This is a genomic window from Cohnella cellulosilytica (assembly GCF_042431195.1).
Classification (GTDB): Bacteria; Bacillota; Bacilli; order Paenibacillales; family Paenibacillaceae; genus Cohnella; species Cohnella cellulosilytica.
Window position 1 is genome coordinate 88,054 of record NZ_JBHMDN010000028.1, and the last position, 20,175, is coordinate 108,228.

17 protein-coding genes and 1 riboswitch are annotated in these 20,175 nt (G+C 58.2%); of the genes, 1 reads left to right on the forward strand and 16 read right to left on the reverse strand.

All coding sequences use genetic code 11. The features are described from left to right. Window positions 1-14: 14 nt before the first annotated feature. From ACFFT4_RS20155 to ACFFT4_RS20230, 16 genes are all read right to left on the reverse strand, one after another. Window positions 15-1,244: a bifunctional 3,4-dihydroxy-2-butanone-4-phosphate synthase/GTP cyclohydrolase II gene (locus ACFFT4_RS20155; RefSeq protein WP_378050612.1), complete on the reverse strand. Its 1,230-nt coding sequence runs from the start codon at window positions 1,242-1,244 to the stop codon at window positions 15-17. A 25-nt stretch (window positions 1,245-1,269) separates the two neighbouring features. Further along, window positions 1,270-1,938, reverse strand: a complete 669-nt coding sequence (gene ribE / locus ACFFT4_RS20160; RefSeq protein ID WP_378050613.1) for a riboflavin synthase — start codon at window positions 1,936-1,938, stop codon at window positions 1,270-1,272. Continuing rightward, window positions 1,939-3,105 (reverse strand): bifunctional diaminohydroxyphosphoribosylaminopyrimidine deaminase/5-amino-6-(5-phosphoribosylamino)uracil reductase RibD, encoded by a 1,167-nt coding sequence (ribD, locus tag ACFFT4_RS20165; RefSeq protein ID WP_378050614.1) that lies wholly within the window; start codon window positions 3,103-3,105, stop codon window positions 1,939-1,941. Window positions 3,106-3,370: 265 nt separating this feature from the next. Then, a riboswitch (FMN riboswitch) is annotated at window positions 3,371-3,568 on the reverse strand. 355 nt (window positions 3,569-3,923) lie between these two features. Beyond that, the gene (gene lysA / locus ACFFT4_RS20170; RefSeq protein WP_378050615.1) at window positions 3,924-5,255 is read right to left on the reverse strand and encodes a diaminopimelate decarboxylase; all 1,332 of its coding nucleotides are present in this window, start codon (window positions 5,253-5,255) and stop codon (window positions 3,924-3,926) included. Between the two features lie 256 nt (window positions 5,256-5,511). Further along, the gene (locus ACFFT4_RS20175; protein ID WP_378050616.1) at window positions 5,512-7,170 is read right to left on the reverse strand and encodes a spore germination protein; all 1,659 of its coding nucleotides are present in this window, start codon (window positions 7,168-7,170) and stop codon (window positions 5,512-5,514) included. A gap of 14 nt (window positions 7,171-7,184) precedes the next feature. After that, window positions 7,185-7,610: a stage V sporulation protein AB gene (locus tag ACFFT4_RS20180; protein WP_378050617.1), complete on the reverse strand. Its 426-nt coding sequence runs from the start codon at window positions 7,608-7,610 to the stop codon at window positions 7,185-7,187. After that, a complete protein-coding gene (locus ACFFT4_RS20185) occupies window positions 7,603-8,253 on the reverse strand; it encodes a stage V sporulation protein AA (protein WP_378050618.1) in 651 nt (216 codons plus the stop codon). Before ACFFT4_RS20185 ends, ACFFT4_RS20180 begins: the two co-directional genes overlap by 8 nt. A 198-nt stretch (window positions 8,254-8,451) precedes the next feature. Continuing rightward, window positions 8,452-9,210: an RNA polymerase sporulation sigma factor SigF gene (gene sigF / locus ACFFT4_RS20190; RefSeq protein WP_378050619.1), complete on the reverse strand. Its 759-nt coding sequence runs from the start codon at window positions 9,208-9,210 to the stop codon at window positions 8,452-8,454. A 24-nt stretch (window positions 9,211-9,234) separates the two neighbouring features. Beyond that, window positions 9,235-9,681, reverse strand: a complete 447-nt coding sequence (gene spoIIAB / locus ACFFT4_RS20195) for an anti-sigma F factor (RefSeq protein WP_378050620.1) — start codon at window positions 9,679-9,681, stop codon at window positions 9,235-9,237. Continuing rightward, window positions 9,678-10,031 (reverse strand): anti-sigma F factor antagonist, encoded by a 354-nt coding sequence (gene spoIIAA / locus ACFFT4_RS20200; protein ID WP_378050621.1) that lies wholly within the window; start codon window positions 10,029-10,031, stop codon window positions 9,678-9,680. Before spoIIAA ends, spoIIAB begins: the two co-directional genes overlap by 4 nt. A gap of 164 nt (window positions 10,032-10,195) precedes the next feature. Then, a complete protein-coding gene (locus ACFFT4_RS20205; RefSeq protein WP_378050698.1) occupies window positions 10,196-11,335 on the reverse strand; it encodes a D-alanyl-D-alanine carboxypeptidase family protein in 1,140 nt (379 codons plus the stop codon). A 244-nt stretch (window positions 11,336-11,579) separates the two neighbouring features. Further along, entirely contained in the window at window positions 11,580-12,707 is a 1,128-nt protein-coding gene (locus tag ACFFT4_RS20210; RefSeq protein WP_378050622.1) for a glycosyl hydrolase family 18 protein, read from the reverse strand. Between the two features lie 27 nt (window positions 12,708-12,734). Next, window positions 12,735-14,471, reverse strand: coding sequence for a polysaccharide deacetylase family protein (locus ACFFT4_RS20215; RefSeq protein WP_378050623.1), 1,737 nt, complete (start codon window positions 14,469-14,471; stop codon window positions 12,735-12,737). A gap of 39 nt (window positions 14,472-14,510) precedes the next feature. After that, complete coding sequence (locus ACFFT4_RS20220; RefSeq protein ID WP_378050624.1) at window positions 14,511-16,391, reverse strand: glycosyltransferase family 2 protein; 1,881 nt, start codon at window positions 16,389-16,391, stop codon at window positions 14,511-14,513. 29 nt (window positions 16,392-16,420) lie between these two features. Next, entirely contained in the window at window positions 16,421-17,737 is a 1,317-nt protein-coding gene (locus ACFFT4_RS20225) for a nucleotide sugar dehydrogenase (RefSeq protein ID WP_378050625.1), read from the reverse strand. Between the two features lie 30 nt (window positions 17,738-17,767). Further along, on the reverse strand, window positions 17,768-19,219 hold the full coding sequence (locus ACFFT4_RS20230) for a polysaccharide deacetylase family protein (protein WP_378050626.1): 1,452 nt from the start codon (window positions 19,217-19,219) through the stop codon (window positions 17,768-17,770). 240 nt (window positions 19,220-19,459) lie between these two features. On the opposite strand from ACFFT4_RS20230, the gene ACFFT4_RS20235 reads away from it, so the two are divergent. Further along, complete coding sequence (locus ACFFT4_RS20235) at window positions 19,460-20,146, forward strand: class D sortase (protein WP_378050627.1); 687 nt, start codon at window positions 19,460-19,462, stop codon at window positions 20,144-20,146. Window positions 20,147-20,175 lie beyond the last annotated feature (29 nt).

Below are 20,175 nucleotides of genomic sequence, written 5' to 3' on the forward strand. Positions count from 1 at the left end.
ATTCGTTCATCCTCTCAAATGTTGTAATCCGGCTCGCCCTGAAACGACAGCAGATGGCCCAGCTTTGCTTTTTTGGTATGCAAATACCCGGTATTGTCTTCGTTCTCCTGCATCTGGATCGGCACGCGCTCGACGACGTTCAGGCCGTAGCCCTCCAGCCCTTTGATCTTGCGCGGGTTGTTCGTCAGCAGACGGATGTCGCGAATGCCGAGGTCCTTCAAAATTTGCGCCCCGATGCCGTAGTCGCGCAGATCGGGAGCGAATCCCAATTGGATATTCGCGTCCACGGTGTCCAATCCCTGCTCCTGCAGCTCGTAAGCCCGCAATTTATTGATCAGGCCGATGCCCCGGCCCTCCTGCCGCATATAGAGCAGCACGCCGCTGCCGGCCTCGCTGATCTGCCTGAGCGCCGCTTCCAACTGCGGGCCGCAATCGCAGCGATGGGAATGGAACACGTCGCCCGTCAGGCACTCCGAATGCACGCGCACGAGCACCGGCTTGGAGCCGTCGATCTCTCCTTTGACGAAGGCGACGTGCTCCTTGCGATCGACTTCGTTGGAGTAAGCGACCGCCTGGAACGTTCCGAAGTCGGTCGGCAGCCTGACCGAAACTTCCCGCTTGACCAGCTTCTCCTTCTCGTTGCGGTAATGAATCAGATCCTTGATCGTAATCAGCTTCAGATCGTGCTCCTTGGCGAACGTCTGAAGGTCCGGCAGCCTGGCCATCGTTCCGTCTTCCTTGATGACCTCGCAGATGACGGCCGCGGGCTCGGAGCCGCTCATTCTCGCCAGATCGATCGCCGCTTCCGTATGGCCGGCCCGTCTGAGCACGCCTCCGTCTTTTGCGATCAGCGGGAAAATGTGGCCCGGCCTGCGGAAGTCGCCCGGCTTGGCCGCCGGATCGATCAACGCCTGCACCGACAGCGAACGCTCGTGCGCCGAAATGCCGGTTGTCGTGGACACATGATCGACCGATACGGTGAACGCCGTGCCGTGATAATCCGTATTGTGATTGACCATCGGGGGCAAGTCAAGAGCCTCCGCCCGCTCCTGGGTAATCGGAACGCAGAGCAGCCCCCGGGCCTCCCTGATCATGAAATTGATGATCTCCGGCGTCGCCTTGTCGGCCAGCGCGATCAGATCCCCTTCGTTCTCCCGGTCTTCGTCGTCGACGACGATAATGACCTTCCCTTGCTTCAAATCCTCGATCGCGTCGTCGATGCGGTCAAAATGATGCTGTTCCATCGTGGTCGCTCCTTTCAGAGGTTGTTCACATAAATCCGTTGTCGCGCAGCGTCGCTTCCGTCAACCCGCCGGCCTTGCGCGCGGCCGGCTCCTGATCGCGCCAGTTCAGCAGATGATCCACGTATTTGCCAAGAATGTCGCACTCGATATTCAGCGTGTCGCCGGGGTGCTTATGCTGCAGCACCGTTTCGCGCAGCGTATGAGGAATGATCGATACCGTGAAAACGCCCGCGTCGCGATCCGTCGACACGACCGTCAGGCTGATGCCATCCAGCGTCACCGAACCCTGCCGGACGACGTGGCGCAGCAGGGCCGGATCGTCCGGCTCGATCGCGAACACGACGGCGTTCGCTTCGGCCGTCCGGCCGCGGATCGTCCCCGTGCCGTCGACGTGCCCCTGCACCAGATGTCCGCCGAAGCGGCCGCCGGCCTGCATCGCCCGCTCCAGGTTCAAGGGCGCGCCCGGCTTCAGCGTGCTCAGGTTCGTGTGGCGGTACGTTTCCGGCATGACGTCGACCGCGAAGCCCGTTCGGTCGAACTCCACTACGGTCAGACAGACGCCGTTAACGGAGATGCTGTCGCCCAGCTTGACGTCCTCCAGCACCTTGGCCGCCGAGACGCCCAAGATCATCGCCTCGCCCCGGCGGTGCACGGAGCGCAGAACGCCCATTTCTTCGATAAGTCCCGTAAACAATTAGCTTCCCTCCTTCGCGGCGCTCCCGTTCGGCTCCGCTTCAGCCGCGGCTTCGGCCGCCGCTCCGGCAGCCCGGTTGTCGGGATAACCGGTGACGCACCAGTCGTCGCCGAAGCTTTGCATCGATACTCTCGAGAGCCGGAGCGCCGCGGACATTTCCTCCGGGCCGACATAAGAGAACGCGGAAGGCGCCCCTTCGCCGCCGACGATAATCGGTGCATAAATCAGCATCGTCTTGTCGACGAGACCGGCTTGCAGCATGGCGCCGTTCAGCACCCCGCCGCCTTCCAGCAGCACGGAGCCGATGTCGCGCCGTCCCAGCTCCCGCATCGCCGCGGCGAGATCGACGCGCTCTCCGTCGCCGCAGCGCAGTACTTCGGCGCCGCGCTCCCTGAGCCGCTCGGCTCTGTCCTCGTCGGCTTGAACGGTGGTCAGAACGATCGTCGGAGCGGCGTCGTTCAGCACCCTTGCCGTCAAGGGCAGCCTCAGGCCGGAGTCGACGACGATGCGGGTCGGATGCAGCGCCGGAACGTCGAGCCGGGTCGTCAGCTCCGGATCGTCGGCCAGCACCGTCTGCAGACCGACCATGATCCCGGCGTGCCGGTGCCGCAGCGTATGGACCGCCTCCCTGGCCGCCGCTCCCGTAATCCAGCGGCTGTGTCCGGTGCGCGTGGCGATGCGTCCATCCAGGCTCAGGGCCGTCTTCAGCGTGACGAAAGGCAAGCCGGTGAGGATAAACTTGTTGAACGCCTCGTTCTGCAAGGCGGCCTCGCTCTCCAGCACGCCGGTCAGCACCTCGATGCCCGCCTCGCGCAGCCTGGCGATCCCCCGCCCGGCCACGAGCGGATTCGGATCGGACGCGGCGACGACAACGCGCGACACACCTTCTTCGATCAGCCGCTCGCAGCAGGGCGGCGTGCGGCCGTAATGGCTGCACGGTTCAAGCGTGACATAAGCGGTCGCTCCGCGGGCTTGATCGCCGGCCATATCGAGCGCGTGAACCTCGGCATGGCCTTCGCCCCGCTTCAGATGCGCGCCCAGGCCGACGATCCGGCCGTCCTTGACGACGACGCAGCCGACCACGGGGTTAACGCCGGTCTGACCGGAAGCCCCGTCCGCCATATTCAGCGCCAGCCGCATATAGTATTCGTCATTCAGAATCTCCATCGGTCTCCTCCTCCCCTGCCGTCGAACAACAAAAAAGCCCCCGGAAAATTCATCCCGGGGGCGTTATGCACAGCGATAAACAGGCCTTCAGGTCGCGTCCTGAAAAGCGAGGGAAACAGCAGCTTGATAACGAATCGCAAGCAGACTGAAACAACCCGTCGTGTTCGCAGGATTGTGAAAAAAAGAACAATCAAATCCGAAAAATGTCCGATTGCCCATTCCCACTAAATAACGACGCTCTTCATCAGACGCGGCACGGCCGCTGTGCTTCCTTCTCCCATCCAGACTGTTACTGTCGGTCCCGGATTTGCACCGGGTCCACCGCAAAGCCGCCGCCGGTTCGACCGGAAGAAGCGATGACGGGTCACGGACTGACGGCGGCAAGTCGGCTTCGATGCGATCGATGGCCGAGCTGCTGCCGATCACCGTCGGTGGGGAATTGCGCCCCGCCCCGAAGGATAAGCAACTTATTGTATGTCAGTTTATCACTCCGCCTGCCAAAATGCAAGCAGTCGGGTTGGAATTATCGCGCGAGATCCGCCATTAGCCGACGCAAACGAATTCCGCCCTGCCGCCGTGCATCTTAGAAAGGGGCTGTCCCATAAATAAACCAAGGCGTACCGAGAGATGATCGCTGGAATGTTGTAAGCCGCATCTATCTCCTTCCGCTGCTATACGATCCTGAAACTTGAAGGGTTAACCCGTAACAGAGTAGTTTCAGAACGTATGAGGCAGGCTCCAGGAGATAGATGCTTCTTCTTTACCTTCGATCATTTTGTACGCCCTTACTTATGGGACAGCCCCGTCGATCTGCGAATTTATTTCGCGACCGCTTGCTTCTGCAGACGCTGCGGAATGACGTCGTTGCCGACGATGTTCTCGTAAGACTCGCGGGCGACGACCAGATCCGCCTGACCGTCCTTGACGAAGACGACCGCCGGACGGCGGATGCGGTTGTAGTTGCTCGCCATCGCGTAGTTGTACGCGCCGGTGCAGAATACGGCGAGCAGGTCGCCGGATTGCACGGCCGGCAGGTTCAAGTCCCAGATGAGCATGTCGCCGCTCTCGCAGCACTTGCCCGCGACGGAGACGACTTCCTCCGCGGCGTCGTTGGCACGGTTGGCCAGCACCGCCTCGTATTTGGATTCGTACAAGGCCGGACGCGGGTTGTCGGTCATGCCGCCGTCCACCGCGATATATTTGCGCACGCCGGGGATGTCTTTGCTTGTCCCGATCGTATAGAGCGTCGTTCCCGCGTCGCCGACGATGCTGCGGCCGGGCTCGATCCAGATCTCGGGAAGCGGGAAGCCCGCTTGCTCGCAGGTCGTGCGCACCGCGTCGGCGATCGCCTGCACGTACACGCCGACCGGCAGCGGCTGATCGCCGTCCACATAACGGATGCCGAAGCCGCCGCCAAGGTTCAGAACGGTAAAGGTATGGTTAAGCTTGTCGCGGATTTCCACCGCGAAGGCGGATACTTTCTCGACCGCCATCCGGAAGCCTTCGACCTCGAAAATCTGCGAGCCGATATGGGAGTGCACGCCGAGCACCTTCAGGTTGGGCAGGGAGATCGCCGTTTCGATCGCCTGGAACGCCGTTCCGTTGCCCAGGTCGAAGCCGAATTTGGAATCCTGCTGGCCCGTCGAGATGTAATCGTGCGTATGGGCTTCCACCCCCGGCGTAATGCGCAGCAGCACGTTCACGCGCTTGCCCTGTTCGCCGGCCAGAGCGTTCAGCAGGCCAAGCTCGTTAAAGTTGTCGACGACGAAGCAGCCGATGTTCGCTTCGAGCGCCATCAAGATTTCCTCCGGCGTTTTATTGTTGCCGTGAAAATGAATCCGTTCGGCCGGAAAGCCCGCCTGCAGCGCCGTATACAATTCCCCGTCGGAGACGACATCGAGGCTCATGCCCTCCTCTTCGGCCACGCGGCACATCGCCATGACGCAGAACGCCTTGGAAGCGTAGGCGACCTGGTGGCGAATGCCCGTCGCGCGGAACGCATCCATAAACTCCCGCGCCCGCTGGCGCACCAACGCCTCGTCCACAATGTACAGCGGAGTGCCGAATTGCTTCGCCAAATCCGTAACGTCGCAGCCTCCGATTTCGAGATGACCTTTGCTATTTATTTTGCTGGTACCGTGCAAGAACATAATTCTTATTTCCCCTTTGGCGAATGATTCGGAATCGGCCCGCATTGGCTCCTTCCGGCTTTTGCGCTTTATCATCCAGTATAGCGGAAAAACGGTCAAGGGGATATGGAGGATTTGCCACAACATTTGCATTAACTTTCAAGCCGACCGGGCCGCAACGCCTTCGCCGTCCTCTTGACGCAAAACCGGACCTCTCCACGGGAAAATTTTCATCCCCCGCTTCGAAAGTCCGGTCTCCGCTCGCCTTCGCTTGCCGTTATGCCGGCTGTTTGCGGCTTTTCTTCGCACGGTAGATCGACAGCCGCTTCTTGTTCGTCGAAAGCGGCATGCGGAACAAAATATTGCGGAACGCGATGGCGTTAAACGGCAGAAAAGGCCACAGATAGGGCGCGTTAAACGATCTCTTGAACGCCAGATACAGCAGCGTGGCCGTCGCGAGCACGACGAATCCGATCTCCTGGAAGAAAAAAACGGCAAGCAGCAAGCCGAGCCGAACGATCCGGTTCGCCAGGCCCAGCTCGTAGCTCGGCGTCGCGAACATTCCAATCGCGGAGACGGCCATGTACAGAATGACCTCGTTGACGAACAGTCCGGTCTTGACCGCAATGTCCCCGATCAGTATCGCCGACAGCAAGGTCATCGCCGTCACGAGCGGCGCGGGCGTATGCACGGCCGCGAGCCGCAGCAGGTCGACGCCGATCTCCGCGACCAGAAATTGCAGAATGAGCGGAATCTGCCCGGCCTTGTCGGTTCCGACAAACCACAGCCAGTCGGGGCGCAAACCGGGATTGGCGTTGAACAGAAACCACAGGGGCATCAGCACGAGCGAAGCGAGAATGCCCAAGTACCGCACCCACCGCATATAGGAGCCCATAAACGGGTTTTGACGATTTTCTTCCGCATGCTGGACCAGGTCGAAATACGTAGTCGGAAGCAGAATCGCGCTGGGAGAAGTATCGACGAGCACGGTAACGCTGCCGTCGAGCAGCTGAGCCGCCACGACGTCCGGCCGTTCCGTGTATCTCACCAGGGGGAACGGATTCCAGTCGTTGCTGACCGTCATTTCCTCCAGCTGCTTGTCGGCGAGCGGAAGGCCGTCGATGTCGATCGCCCGGATTTTGTCCCGGATCGATTCCACCAGCTCCACGTTCGCGATATCGTCGATGTAGCCGATGCAGACGTCGGTCTGCGTACGCCGGCCGACCTTCATAATCTCGAAGCGCAAATTGGGGTCGCGAAGCCGCCGCCGGATGAGCGCGACGTTCATCAGCAGCGTCTCCGTAAAACCGTCCTGGCTGCCCCTTACGACCTTCTCCAGCGACGGCTGCTCGGGATTCCGGCTCGGGAACGTCTTCGCGTCGATCAGCAGAGCCGCCGACTGCCCGTCGACGTAGAACGCCGTGTTGCCCATCAGCACTTCGTCGACCATCTGCGGGAACGATTCGGTTTTCTTGACCTGGACGGCGGGCACGTAGCATTCCAGAAAAGCCTGCAGCGCATCGGAATCCAGCGCGCTGCCAGGGTCCAAATAGGTCAGCCGCTTAATAATCTCCGTCAGCGACGCGTCCTTGGCGAACACGCTAAGAAACAGCAGCGCCACCTTCCGGCCCCCGAACGTCATCTCGCGCACCTGCACCTCGAAGCTCTTGTCCAGACCGATCGTCGCAGTCAGCAGCTCCTTCCAGCTCTCGAGATCCTGGGGGATGCGCTCCTGCGTCCTGCGCGCCGTCTCCGAAGCCGAAGGCATCGGCCGTTCTTCCCCGTCGCGCCGTTCCTGATCCCGGCGGGCGCTCCTTCGGGAGCCGTCCCCTTCGTTCTCCCTATCTCTCTCCCTGATCCCGTCCCGGTCCTCCGGAACGTTCCTCGGCCGGTCCGCATGGCTTAAATCCATGCTGCCGTGCTCGGTCGTTTCCATCTCGTTCACGCTCCTTAAGGCTGAAGCCACAGCCAATCGACGAGGGAGCCCGTCACCTTGCCGAGCACCATGGCCATCAGCAGCGACAATAAATAAGGTTTCAGCTTTAATCTTTTGGCTACGATGGGGATGACGTTCAGCACCTCGGTTAACGCCGCCGCGAACATGCCGACGAACAGCCCTTGAAACACCGCCGGCACGAGCAGATAACGGGCCGACAGCCGGAACGACCACTCGAACAGATCGGCGCAAATCCAGTACAGCGAGCCGAACAAAATCGCCGATTCGAATACGGCGGAGCGGCGGTGGGCTCTCGTCAGCTGCACGAGCCTGGGAATCAGATCGAGCACGATCAGCAGCGCGACGAAGGCGCTCCCGACGGCAAAGCCGCCCGCCAGGCTTACGGTTCCCAGCAGCAAGCTTCGCAGCGCGTCAAGCACCGTCTCTCCCCGTCCTGTCCTCGTGTTTTTTGCGATATTCTTCGGTAATGACGTAGTGGTTCACGTTTTCCTGATACATGAACATCTCCACCTCCAGCGGATTGGGCTCGTCGTTCAGCCGCTTGCGCAAGAGCCGGTCGAAAAACAGCAGCATGCCCAGTCCGACGCCCAGGGAGTACGGAATTTGAAACAGCCAGGGGTGCGCGCCGTCCTTGCCGGTGATCAATTCGGTTATTCTGCGCTGCACCGCGGGCATGTTGACGTCGGCGTGGAAGTTCATCATCGCCATCCCGGAGCCGAAAAACAGCAGCAGCCAGGCTAGGACAAGCATGATCTTGCGCGGCTTGACCTCGCCCGCCGGAGAAATCTCCAGCAGCACGTGCGGCTCGCCGAACGTCTCGATGACCGTCCCGGGCTCCGCTTCGCGAATCGCCTGGACGACCTGCAGCATGTCGATCAGCAGCAGATTGCCGTCGCCGGCGGCGACCTTGTGCAGCGGAAGCTGCTCAAGCCTCTGCTGGAGCCGCCTATCCGCAACCAGTCTCGCGACGTCTCCCAAGCGAACGACGGCTCCGGGCCGCACGACGGCCCTTCTTCGCATTCGAACGTAGACGGTCCCGGACGCCTCCTCCGAACGCTCCATCGCTACCCCCTCCCCCTCTCGGCATTTCGTTTAGTATGGAATGGATGCCGTCCGCCTAACCGCGCTTTTGGAAAAAAAACAGGGAGACGCCCGCCGGATTCCGGCATTCGTCTCCCTGCGATCGCGTCCGGCAGGCGGCGTCCGCCCGCCGTGACCGCCCCCCGCTTACCGGACGGCGTCCAGCTTTGCGAGGGCGCTTCACAGCGCGATCTGGTCTTTAATATTTTGCAGTATTTTTTTCTCCAGCCGGCTGACTTGAACCTGCGAGATGCCCAGCCGGCCGGCCACCTCGGATTGCGTCTGGTCGCGAAAATACCGCAAATAAATAATCAGCCGCTCCCGGTCGCTCAGCGCCTGGATCGCCTCCGTCAGCGCCAGCTTGTCGAACCAGCGCTCCTGGGTCTCGTCCGCGATCTGGTCCATCAGCGTGATCGGGTCGCCGTCGTTCTCGAACACCGTCTCGTGAATCGACGTCGGAGGCTTGTTCGCTTCCTGCGCGAATACGATTTCCTCCGGCGTGACGCCAAGCTCCTCCGCCACTTCGCCGATCGTCGGCGCGCGGCCGTATCTCTTGGACAGCTCGTCCTTGACTTTGCGGACGCGGTTGGCCATCTCCTTGAGCGAACGGCTCACCTTCAACGTGCCGTCGTCTCTCAGGAATCTCTGGATTTCGCCGATAATCATCGGCACGGCGTAAGTCGAAAATTTGACGTCGTAGGACAGATCGAACTTGTCCACCGACTTCAGCAAGCCGATGCAGCCGATCTGAAACAGGTCCTCGCTGTCGTAGCCGCGATTGGCGAACCGCTGAACGACGGACCACACCAGACGAATATTGCTGTTGACGAGCGTGTCCCGCGCGGTCGTATCTCCGGACTGGCTCAGCGCAATGAGGCGTTTCACTTCGCTGTCGTCCAAATATGCCGGCGGAGACGTTCGTTTCCATTCTGCTTCCATGCCTCCAACCCCTGCCGCACGGTTTTAGTTAAACAATGCTTTTTTTGACTCGATCCGCTTTTTCATCCGGAGAGACGTGCCTCCCGCATCCGAGCTGACAACGTCGAATTCGTCCATGAAATTTTCCATGATCGTAAAGCCCATTCCGGAACGCTCAAGCTCCGGGCGCGAAGTGAACAGCGGCTGCCTGGCCAAATCCAGATCTTCGATTCCTTTGCCCTGATCGCTCACGCGCAGGGAAACCGTATCCCCGTCGATCTCCGCTTCCACGGTCACGACGCCGTCCGTTCTGCCGTCGTAGCCGTGAATGATCGCGTTGGTCACCGCTTCGGAGACGACCGTCTTGATTTCGTCCAGCTGCTCCAGCGTCGGGTCCAGCTGCGAGACGAAGGACGCGACCGTAACTCTGGCGAACGACTCGTTCTCGGACCGGCTCGCAAACGATAGCTTCATATGATTATGTCCGCTCATGACACGACCTCCAGACCGGCGAGCGCCGTACGCTCCGATTCATAGAACGAGAGAATCTTGAACAGCCCCGACAGCTCGAACAACCTCTTCACGCCGGGCTGCGTGTCGCACACGACCATTTTGCCGCCCCGGCTCTTGATCAGCTTGTAGCGCCCCAGAATGACGCCAAGCCCCGAGCTGTCCATAAATTGCAGCTCCTTCAGACTAAGCACGACATGATCGCATCGTCCGCGCAGGATCGCGTCCTCCATTTTGAACCGGACGATATCCGCGGTATGATGGTCCAATTCGCCTCGAAGGCGGACGATCAAAACGTTGCGCTGCTGCTCCAGCTCGACCTGCAAGCTCATCTCCATTTCCCCTTCCCCAATCAACCTGCTTGCTCGTCTTCAATTCTACGGAAGACTCTCCCATTCCTGCCCCCCGACAAAACTAGAAGCTGGTCCTCCAGATTCGACAAAACGCGCGAAAGAGGCGGCGACGCTCGCCGCGCCAAGCCGCCTTTCCCCCGGAATCAATCCGCTTTCGAGAAGAACAGATGACCGGTCGCCCTGCGGAGCAGCGTCCACCAGCCCGCGCGTTCGACCGCCGCGGGAGATTCCACCTGGAACTCGGTGATGACGTCGTCGCCGCGATAGACGACCAGCTTGCCGACTGGCTGCCCGATGGCGATCGGCGCCTTGATCTTGGGCTCGAGCACAAGCTCGTGGCGAATGCCTTTGCCCGCGTCGCCCTTCTTCAGCAGAACGCTGTACGAATGCTTGGCCGTCAGCGGAATTTTGGCGACTTTGCCTTTCTCCACCGGCAGCGTGCCGATCGGATCGCCCTTCTTGTAAATCGGAACGTTCGTGTATTGCGCGAACGCATAGTCGAACAGCTGCGACACTTCCGCGTTGCGCGTCTTCGTATTCGGCTCGCCCATCACGACGGCGATCAGGCGCAGATTGTCCCGGCGGGCCGTCGCCGACAAGCAAAATTTCGCTTCGCTCGTAAATCCCGTCTTTAAGCCGTCCGCTCCGCTGTAGAAGCGAACCAGCTTGTTCGTATTGACAAGCCAGAAGGGCTTGGGACTCCCTTTGCGCAAATAATCCTGGTACAGTCCCGTGTATTTCGTAATCTCCTCGTATTTCAGCAGCTCTCTGGACATGAGGGCGATGTCGCGGGCCGAGGACATATGCCCTTCGGCGGGCAGACCGTTGCAGTTGACGAACTTCGTATGGGTCATTCCGAGCTCGGCCGCTTTCTCGTTCATCATCGCGACGAATTGCGGCTCGCTGCCTCCCAGCTTCTCCGCGAGCGCGACGGAAGCATCGTTGCCGGAAGCAAGCGCCACGCCCTTGAGCATATCCTCGACGCTCATTTCTTCTCCGGGCTCCAGGAATATCTGGGAGCCGCCCATCGATGCGGCGTATTCGCTGGCGGTCACCTTGTCGGTCAGCTTCAGCCGGCCTTCGTCGATCGCCTCCATGACAAGCAGCATCGTCATGATTTTCGTGATGCTGGCGGGAGGCAAAGCCAGCGCGCTGTTCTTCTCGTAAATCACCGTGCCGCTGTCCGCATCCATCAGAATCGCGGACTTGGCGTTCGCGGCCAGATCGGTGGACGGCTGCTTAACCGTCGGCTCCTTGGCGGAGACCGCCGGCGGCGCGATCAGCGCAACCGTTAACAGCCCGGCCAGCAGCCAGGCGCAGGAACGTCTCCCGGACAGCCTTCTTGTCTCTTTGCAAGCCAAAAGTGGCTCCCCTCCTTTCTCGAATTCAGCCTTTCATTTGCAGCGTAATCTTAGTCTGTCCTTCGAGAAAGAAATATATTCCATCGGGGCGTCCATCCCGGCGCATGACCGCAAAAAACGAAAACCGCGAAAGAGAGAGCGCTTCTCTGCTTCGCGGCGAGCGGTTTTATTCGTTTGCTGCGGTACCGGAGCTTCGGAGCTGCTCAAGCGACTCCTCTCCCAATTCGTCCAGCCGCCAGACGGCAATATTATGGATGCCTTGGGACTTGGCGGCTCGAATCCACTGCGCCAGCGTCGCGCCGTCCGCATACCAAACCTCGTGTCTGGCGCCGCTGGAATCCGTATATTCGAAGTGCAGCGCGCCGCTGGCTTTGTCCCTTGCGGGAGCGGCTCCGCCTGCCAGCTCGGCCGCCTGGCGCTCGGTTATTCCGACGGCATTGCCGGTTCCGCCGTGCCAATCGAAGCCTCCCGTCGACAAGGCAATGTAGGGACGATCGGACAAAGTCTTCATCCGCTTGGCCAGCTGGCGGACGAACGCGTCATCCGCCTTCGGCCCCGGCCCGCTGTGGCTGCCGTACAGGTTGTACGCCATCATCACATAAACCGGGCCTTCCGGCAGATCGAGCCGTTCCAGCGGCGCGCGCGGTTCAAAAACGACCCGAAGCTCTTTGCCCTGCCCGCTGAGCCGGGTATGCAGCTCTCTGATCAACTGCGCGTAATTCGGCCAATCCGCTTCCCCGACCCTCTCGTAATCCAGCTCGACGCCGGATAAGCCGTACGTCTCGACAGCGGCGACAATCTCGTTGATATGTTTTCTGCGGCTCGCAAAGTCCTGAACCAGCCTCGACACCAGCTCGCCGTCCTTCTGAATGTCCGCGCCGGCGGCAGGCTTGATGTCGTTGACCAGCGTCAGGAACAGATTGTTCAAGCCGCTTCGTTCCGCTTCCTGCCGTACCGCGGGGAGCGCCTGCCGGAATTCATCCGTAAACAGCAGACGGTCGGATTCGTCGAAATAAGCGGCGAACAGCTGCAGGCTGCTCAATCCCCCGACCACCGTTCCCAGCTGCTCCATGCCGGCTTTCCATCGCCAATCCGCCAGCCATACCGAACGTTCCGTTTTATATTCCGTTATTTTGGGTTTGACGGCCGCCCCGAACACATCCTGCCTGCACATATACGTCAAGCCCGCCAAAAGCGCGAGCGCCCCCGCGCACGCGTAGAGGACAATCGTCCGATTGCGGCGATGGCGATGCTGGCGGCGGCTGCGAGCGTAGCCCGCGCGAGTGCTGTTCAAGAATAGTCCCCCTTCCTGTCCGTCCGATTAGAACGTCTCGATCATCCAGTCGACGGCCCTGTTGACCGAACGTTCGATTTCCTTGACCCATTTGTTTAATCCGGTATACCGGTTGCTGTACAATCCTTTGATCTGAACGTCTTCGAAGACGCCGTCGTAAATATCGTCCCGTTCGTTCTGAACGTTGTATTCCGACTCCAGGGCGACGGACCCGGCAGAAATTCCGTCGTCGATCGGGCTTTCGTACGTTTGAACGTTCCCGTCCACCGTCACGCGAAGCTCGCTGCCGCTCACAGAGATGGCAAGCTTCCTCTTGCCGGCGATATTGACCGGATAGCGGGTCTCTTCGGTCAAATCGAGCTCGGAGGTTTGCGCCTTCGAATATACGGTCGCCTTGTTGAGCGCCAGATCGGTTTCCTTCCAATCGGGCTCGTCCAGTTCCAATTGTACCAGTCTCTCAACGTCCTGTCCGGCCTTTTTCTGCTCGACCGTCACCTGGTTATTGTCCAGCGAAATCCGGACGAACGAATTCCGCTCCCGGTCGTACCTGACGTAAATCGACTGCCGCCCGACAACGTTGCCGGTCAAGGTCGCTTCAAGCTCCACGTCCCGATAGCCTTCGCTGCCGTTGAGCACAAGCGTGCCGGGAGCGGCCGGCAGCGAGGTCAGCGCGATGCGATTGTCGATAAACTCCGCCGCTCCGCCGACCAGCGTCCAATCCTTCGCACGCTTGGCGTCCCCGGTCAAAAACTGCATCCGTTGACCGGTATCCGCGGCTATTTTCATCAGCAGATGGTTGGTGTACCAATAGGCAGCCGGCTGAACCCGGGTCAGATCGTAAAGGTCTCCGTTCTTGCCGTTAAAGGCGACGCCGTCCCGGTTGAAATGCATCTTGAAAATCCGCTTGATTTCCGCTTCGTTGGCCGCCGTGACGAGACGATTCATTCCTTGTCCCAAAGCGTTGGCATGCATGATCATATAGACGTTCGGCACGAAGCCGAGCTGCGCGGTATAAATCTCTTCCATCAGCCGGTAATCCTCGGTGATTCGCGCTTCCATCTCGCTCCGCGTCTCGGTCGGAATCATCTCCTCGTCGCGCAGAAAATCCATCAAATAATGATTGTAATAATCGATTTTCATTTTGTTCCGCAGCTCGCTCTCGTCCTTCATGCCGACGAAGCGGCCTTCGCTGTCGAAAATGTTGATGTAGGCCAGCCTGTAGCCGTTGCTGCCGAGCTCCCAGTAGCCGTTCCTGGTCATTTTCTTCATTTCTTTCGGCTGCAGAAACTTGCGTTCCCCGTTGCCCATCTTGTTGGCGTAGGAAAGAAACGTCGCTTTGAAATTGTATTTCTCCAGCAGCGGCTGGGCGAACAAAGCCGAATCGTTGCGTCCGTCCTCGAAGGACAGAAACAGCGCCTTGTCCGGCAGCTTCTTGCCTTCCCGATAGTAGTCGAGCACGTCCTGCTGGGAAACGGCGACAAAGCCTTGATCCTTAAGGGCCTTAAGCTGCTTGTCCAGCTCCCGCTTCGAGATCAGCTTGGGCGTGCCCGTTCGGCTGACTCCGAAATAGGACAGCGCGACAAAGCCTTGGTCCGAGGTCCATTCGCTCCGCTCGGGCTCCTTGTACCTCTCGACGTCGACAAGCGCGTGAAACAAAATATATCCGACGAGCGCTAGCAAGACCAGCTGAATCGCCGTCTTGATCTTTTTGCGTCTGTTCTTCTTATGCGAGTCGAGGGCGCGATCGCGATACTTGTTCCCCATCTTTGCTTCTCCTTACTCAGCGGAACGCAGACCGCCGCGTCAGAACGGCAGTCCGTATTTCCGGTTGGCTCTTTTTTGCTTGCGCGCTTCCTTCTTGTTTCTGGCCTCGACGTCCTGCGGGGTTTCCCTCGTTCCCCACGTAGATTTCCAGAAAGTGACCCACGCGACCGGCATCTGCCACAGCAGTACGAATTCATAGAACAAACAGAATACGATCCCGAATATCCACAGCCTGCTCTTGCGGAAAAACAAATGCGCCAAGCTCATGCACAGCGCCATCAGCAGCAATCCCATCAGGAAGGTGCCCGGAAACACATGGTAAAACAGCGGGACGTAAATCAGGTTGTAGATCACGATGATCGGCGCGGCAATCGGCACAATCAGCCCCACCAGGAAAAACAGCGCCATAAGCGGTTCCTTGCGCCATATGAATTGACAGGCCCGAAGGGATTCTCTCAGCCAGGAACGTTTCCACCGCATCTGCTGCTTCAAAAATACGCCCATGTCCGAAGGCACGATCGTCGAACAGATCGCTTTATCCTGGTACGTCGTTCGGTGAGTCCGTAAAATGTAGTTGGTCATGCTTCGGTCGTCGCCGAACGTCGCCGGCTGCCCCAAGAACTTCTGGTTCAGCCACGCGTCGGCATGCTTCAGCACCAGTTCCTTGCGGTAGCAGGACAGCGGTCCGGACAGGCAGGTCACGCTGTCGAACCAGGATTCCGCCGCTTTCATGATCCGAAAGGCGATATAGTAGCGGACCGTTTGCAGTTTGGTGATGGAGTTCGTGAATTTATTTTCCACGTCCGTTCTGCCGGCTACGCCTCCGACCTTCCGGTCCTGGAACGGCTGGACGAGATGGCGGATCGCCGTCGGCTCGAGGAAGCTGTCCGAATCGACGAAGACGACCAGGCCGTGCTTGGCCATCTCCACGCCTTTCACCAGAGCCACGCGCTTCCCGCCGTTTTCCTCCAGCAGCAGCATCTTCACTCTGTCCCTTGTGCCGAACCGCTCGGCCTCTTTATGAATCAGTTCGATCGTCTCTTGAATTCTCTGCGCGGAATTGTCGGTCGAGCGATCGTCGACCACGATCACTTCCAGCTTGTGTACCGGATAATCCTGATTGACGCAGCTCAAAATCGTACGATGAATCCACTGCTCCTCGTTAAAGCAGGGGATAATGATCGTGACGCCAGGCGTGTATACCGGATTGACCGGTACGTCGCGGTATAACGATCCGAACAAATATCTCGACAGCAGGAAAGCCGCGGCGATAATGCTGTAGGTGTACAAAAGCGAGTTGTATTTGAAATAAATGACGCTCTCCGCGCGCATCAGCATTACGAATAAAGCCGTAAAGAGCAGCAAGGTGCTGGACATGTAAACGGAATATCCCCAACGCTTCTTCTGGAAATATTCGGTCAGCGGCTGGTCGAACTCGAAGGCAACCATCGTCTGCTCGCGTCCGTTCAGCTCCCTGACGAACGTTCTGACGACGGTCGCCTGCGTTTTGACGTTCGACTCGAATCCTTCCGGCATCGCTCCCGGAGGAATCCGAAACCGGACGCTGGCGCGGCCTCCGACTCGGACCGCGTCCGGTCTGACCCCGTCGAGCGCAACCAATATGCCGGTTGCGGACACGTCCACCGACCGGCCTTTGAGAAACCTTCCCCTGCGAAGTCTGGCCATGGTGACTCGCACTTCGAATTCCGCCACATAGCGCAGGCTTAGCATTCGCAGCTTTTCGTGCATATTGGCTTCCTGCTGCGGCGATTCGCTCCCCTCGCCCTTGAGCCCTCTGCGATCGGTCGCCACACGAAGCTTGTCCGGGTCCGGCACATAGGCCAACGTTCGCCGATCTCCCTTGGCGGATGTCAATATTTCCTCGACATCCTCCTTCGGCTTCTTTTTCCATTTCCACATGTCACTGCCTCCAATCCGCGAGACCGACGCTACAGACTCCAGTAATGGAAGCCATCTTTTTCAAAATCCGCTTTGTTGAACGCGCCTTTAATATCAATCAGAACCTTCGTTCGATTTCCGGAGAACATCACATTGAAGTCCCTTGCGGTCATCGCGGCAAAGGCGCTGTGCGGCACGGCGACGACGACAACGTCAAGCCCCTGCAAATGCTCCATGTTCGTCAGTTCGATTCCGTACTCCTCATGCGCCTGCTCGCGATCGACCAGCGGGTCGGCGACAAGCGGCGTTACGTCGTATTCGTTCAGCTCGCGAATGACGTCGATCACCTTCGTATTGCGGATGTCCGAGCAATTTTCCTTGTACGCCAATCCCAGAAACCCGATTTTGACGCTGGAAATATCGATTTTCAGCTTGGCCAGCGTCTTGACGATGCTCTGGGCGACGAAGCTGCCCATCCCGTCGTTAATATGGCGCGCGGCAAGAATGATGCGCGACCGGTAACCGGTGTCTTCGGCTTTATAGGTTAAATAATAGGGATCGATGCCGATGCAGTGGCCTCCGACAAGCCCGGGCTCGAACGGGAGAAAGTTCCACTTCGTCCTCGCCGCCTCCAGCACGGCTCTCGTCGAAATGTTCATCTGCTTAAACAGCATCGCCAGCTCGTTCATGAAGGCGATGTTGACGTCGCGCTGCGCGTTCTCGATCACTTTGGCCGCTTCCGCCACCTTAATGCTCTCGGCCCGATATACGCCCGCTTCGATCACAAGCTCGTATACGCTCGCAATCGTCTCAAGCGTGTCCTCGTCCATCCCCGATACGATTTTCGTAATATTTTCCAGACGATGAACTTGATCTCCCGGGTTGATTCGCTCCGGCGAATAGCCGACCTTGAAATCCACCCCGCAGCGCAAGCCGGATTCCGCCTCCAGAATCGGTACGCAAATCTCCTCGGTCACGCCGGGATATACGGTAGATTCGAAGACTACGATCGAGCCCCGGCTCAGCTTGCGCCCGACGATCCGGCTGGCGTTCTCGATGTAGGTCAAGTCCGGAACATTCCCGCTGCCAATCGGCGTCGGTACGGCTACGATATAGAAGCGCGCTTCCTCCAGCCTGGAAATATCCGAGGTGAACGATGCCGTGCTGCTTCTTACCGCTTCATGGCCGACATCCCCGGTCGCGTCTATTCCGTTCCGGTAACCTGCGATTTTTTTCTCGTTCAGGTCGAACCCGATCACCTTCACTTTGCGGGCAAAGGCAAGCGCAAGCGGCAGCCCTACATACCCCAATCCGACAACGGCAATAGGCTCCGTCCTATCCAACAGCCGATCGTATATTTCCTGCATTTTCCGTTCTCTCCCGTAGTCCCGAATCGTCTATTGCTGCAATCCTATTAAATCCGCCATTTTAACGAATGTGAAACCCGATTTTTGCAACCGTTCGATGACTGTGGGAAGAGCTTCGACCGTATGAATATCATCGAGCATGTGAAGCAGAATAATGCTCCCTTTATCCGTCTTCTCCATCACCTTGTTCACAATATCTTTCGCGCTGTTGCTCGCATCCCAGTCAAACGTCGTTACATCGTACAATGCAATGTTCGGAAATCCGATCGCCGAAACGATTTTGGCGCTCTTGTCGTCGATCTCCCCGGTAGGCGGCCGGAACAGCATCGTCGGCTTCTGCTGAATCGCTTCCGTAATCACTTGATGGGCTTTAACGACATCCTTCTGCAATTGCTCGGGGGTTAACGTCGTAATGACGGGGTGGGTGTAGGTATGGTTCGCTACATCGTGTCCTTCCTCGATCATCGCTCTTGCCAAATTCGGATTGCCCTCCGTGCCTTTGGCCCGCAGGAAAAAGGTTGCCTTAATATTGAACCGGGCCAGAGTATCCAATATTTTAGTTACCGTATAGTCGGTTCCCCAGTCGTCGAAAGTCAGGGCAATTTTTTTCTCGTCCGTCACGACATTGTAGATCAAATTGTATTTCGCGTTCTCGTAATCGGGATTGACCCGGACGGCGTCGTAGCCTTCGATTTGCTCCAACGGCTTCCGTTCTCCGCCGTCCGCGATCAACTGTCCCAATGGAATGAAGCTGTATCCCACCTCTTCCGCCGCTTTCGCCGCGAACGCGATATCTTCAATAAGCGAGCTGTTCTCTTCGACATCAATGGAAATAATCCCGCCTCGGGTTATATATTTCCTGATGTACAGCTCCTTCTCCTGATCGCTCTCCGCCTGCCAATTGTGAAGAAACAGGCTGTAGACGACTACGGCTTCCATTTCGTTGTGAGCGGCGGCCAATCGGATATCGTCGGTATAGTCGCCCGAACGCGTCCGAACGTATCGCGGAACGATCCCCGTCTCTCTCTCGATAATTTCGTTGCTGAGACGGATTTCCTTGTCCACTTGCCCGTAATCGAGCTTGGACATGTCCAGACGGTTTAGCGTATTGTTCTCGATCTCATGTCCCCTGGCTATGATTTTCTTCGCAATGTCCGGCTCTTCCGCGACGCGCATGCCCGGTAGAAAAAAAGTCGCCGTAATGCCGTACTTGTCCAGCTCGTCCAGCAGCTTGTCCATCGTAACGTCGTCGCTCATTCCGTTAAACGTAAGCGACAGCTCTTTCTTCGCCGTATATACGAAAGGCAGAACCTTGCTCATCGGTCCGCTGTATTTCTCGATGACGGATGCTTCTGGCGAAGGCTTCTGCTCGTCGGTCTCCTCTCCAAACATTCCGCATCCCGTCGCCAAGGCGGAGAGCATGGCAATAAGCAGCGCGATCCCCAGCCAACTCCGAATCCGGCTATGTACAGATCTATTCATTAGAATCAAACCTCTCTTAAATCCCGTTTCCAAAAATTGAAGCAAATTACCTATTGTTAATAGGTATAAAGTACCAATAAAATAGACATCATCATTTTACCACGCTTTGCTGAACAATTTCTAAACTTTTTCGAGAGGAACGCAAATTTTATTGCCTCGTTGTACAGATTTTGTTCAGCCCGATAGTTTATTATTTCAGGTTGAACGCACCCTGTACAGGTAAAGGCAGATGGTAAATCTATGAAACTAACCGGAACAGCCGTCACGAAAATCGCCGCCTACGTTCTGATCGCAGCCGGCCTCGCCCTGCTGGCCTTCCCGACGGTTCGCGAGTATTTGCAGGATCGGGAACAGCAGCGAATTTTGCAGCAATTGGAGCAATCCTTGTCACCCGTCGAGCCCGCCCGCTCTTACGATATTCAAAGCGAGTACAGCCGGCTCTCCCATGTACTTGACGCAGGCCTGGAGCAGACAGGAACGGAAGAACCCGAGCCGTCCGAAACTCCCGAAGAGCTGATGGATGAGCGGACGATCGGAATTATCGAAATTGATAAAATCGAGCTGAAGCTGCCGATTCTGGAAGGGGCGACGACGCAGACGATGAAGGTCGGAGCCGGTCACATGACGGAAACCGCGCCGCTTGGCGAGATCGGCAACGCGGCCGTCGCAGCCCACCGCGCCCGTACGAAAGGACGAATGTTCAACCGGCTTAACGAAGTGGACATCGGCGACCGGATCGACATCCGTACGAGAAACGACAGCTTCGTCTATCAAGTGACCGACATTAAAGTCGTGCTTCCAACCGACCTGTCCGTGCTGGACAACGACGGGGACAAAGCCACCCTCACCTTAATCACATGCGACCCGCTCGTGAATCCGACGCACCGCCTCATCGTTCGCGCCGAACGGGTTGAAGATCAAGGTTGAAGCCTCTCTGCAAACACAAAAAAAAAAAA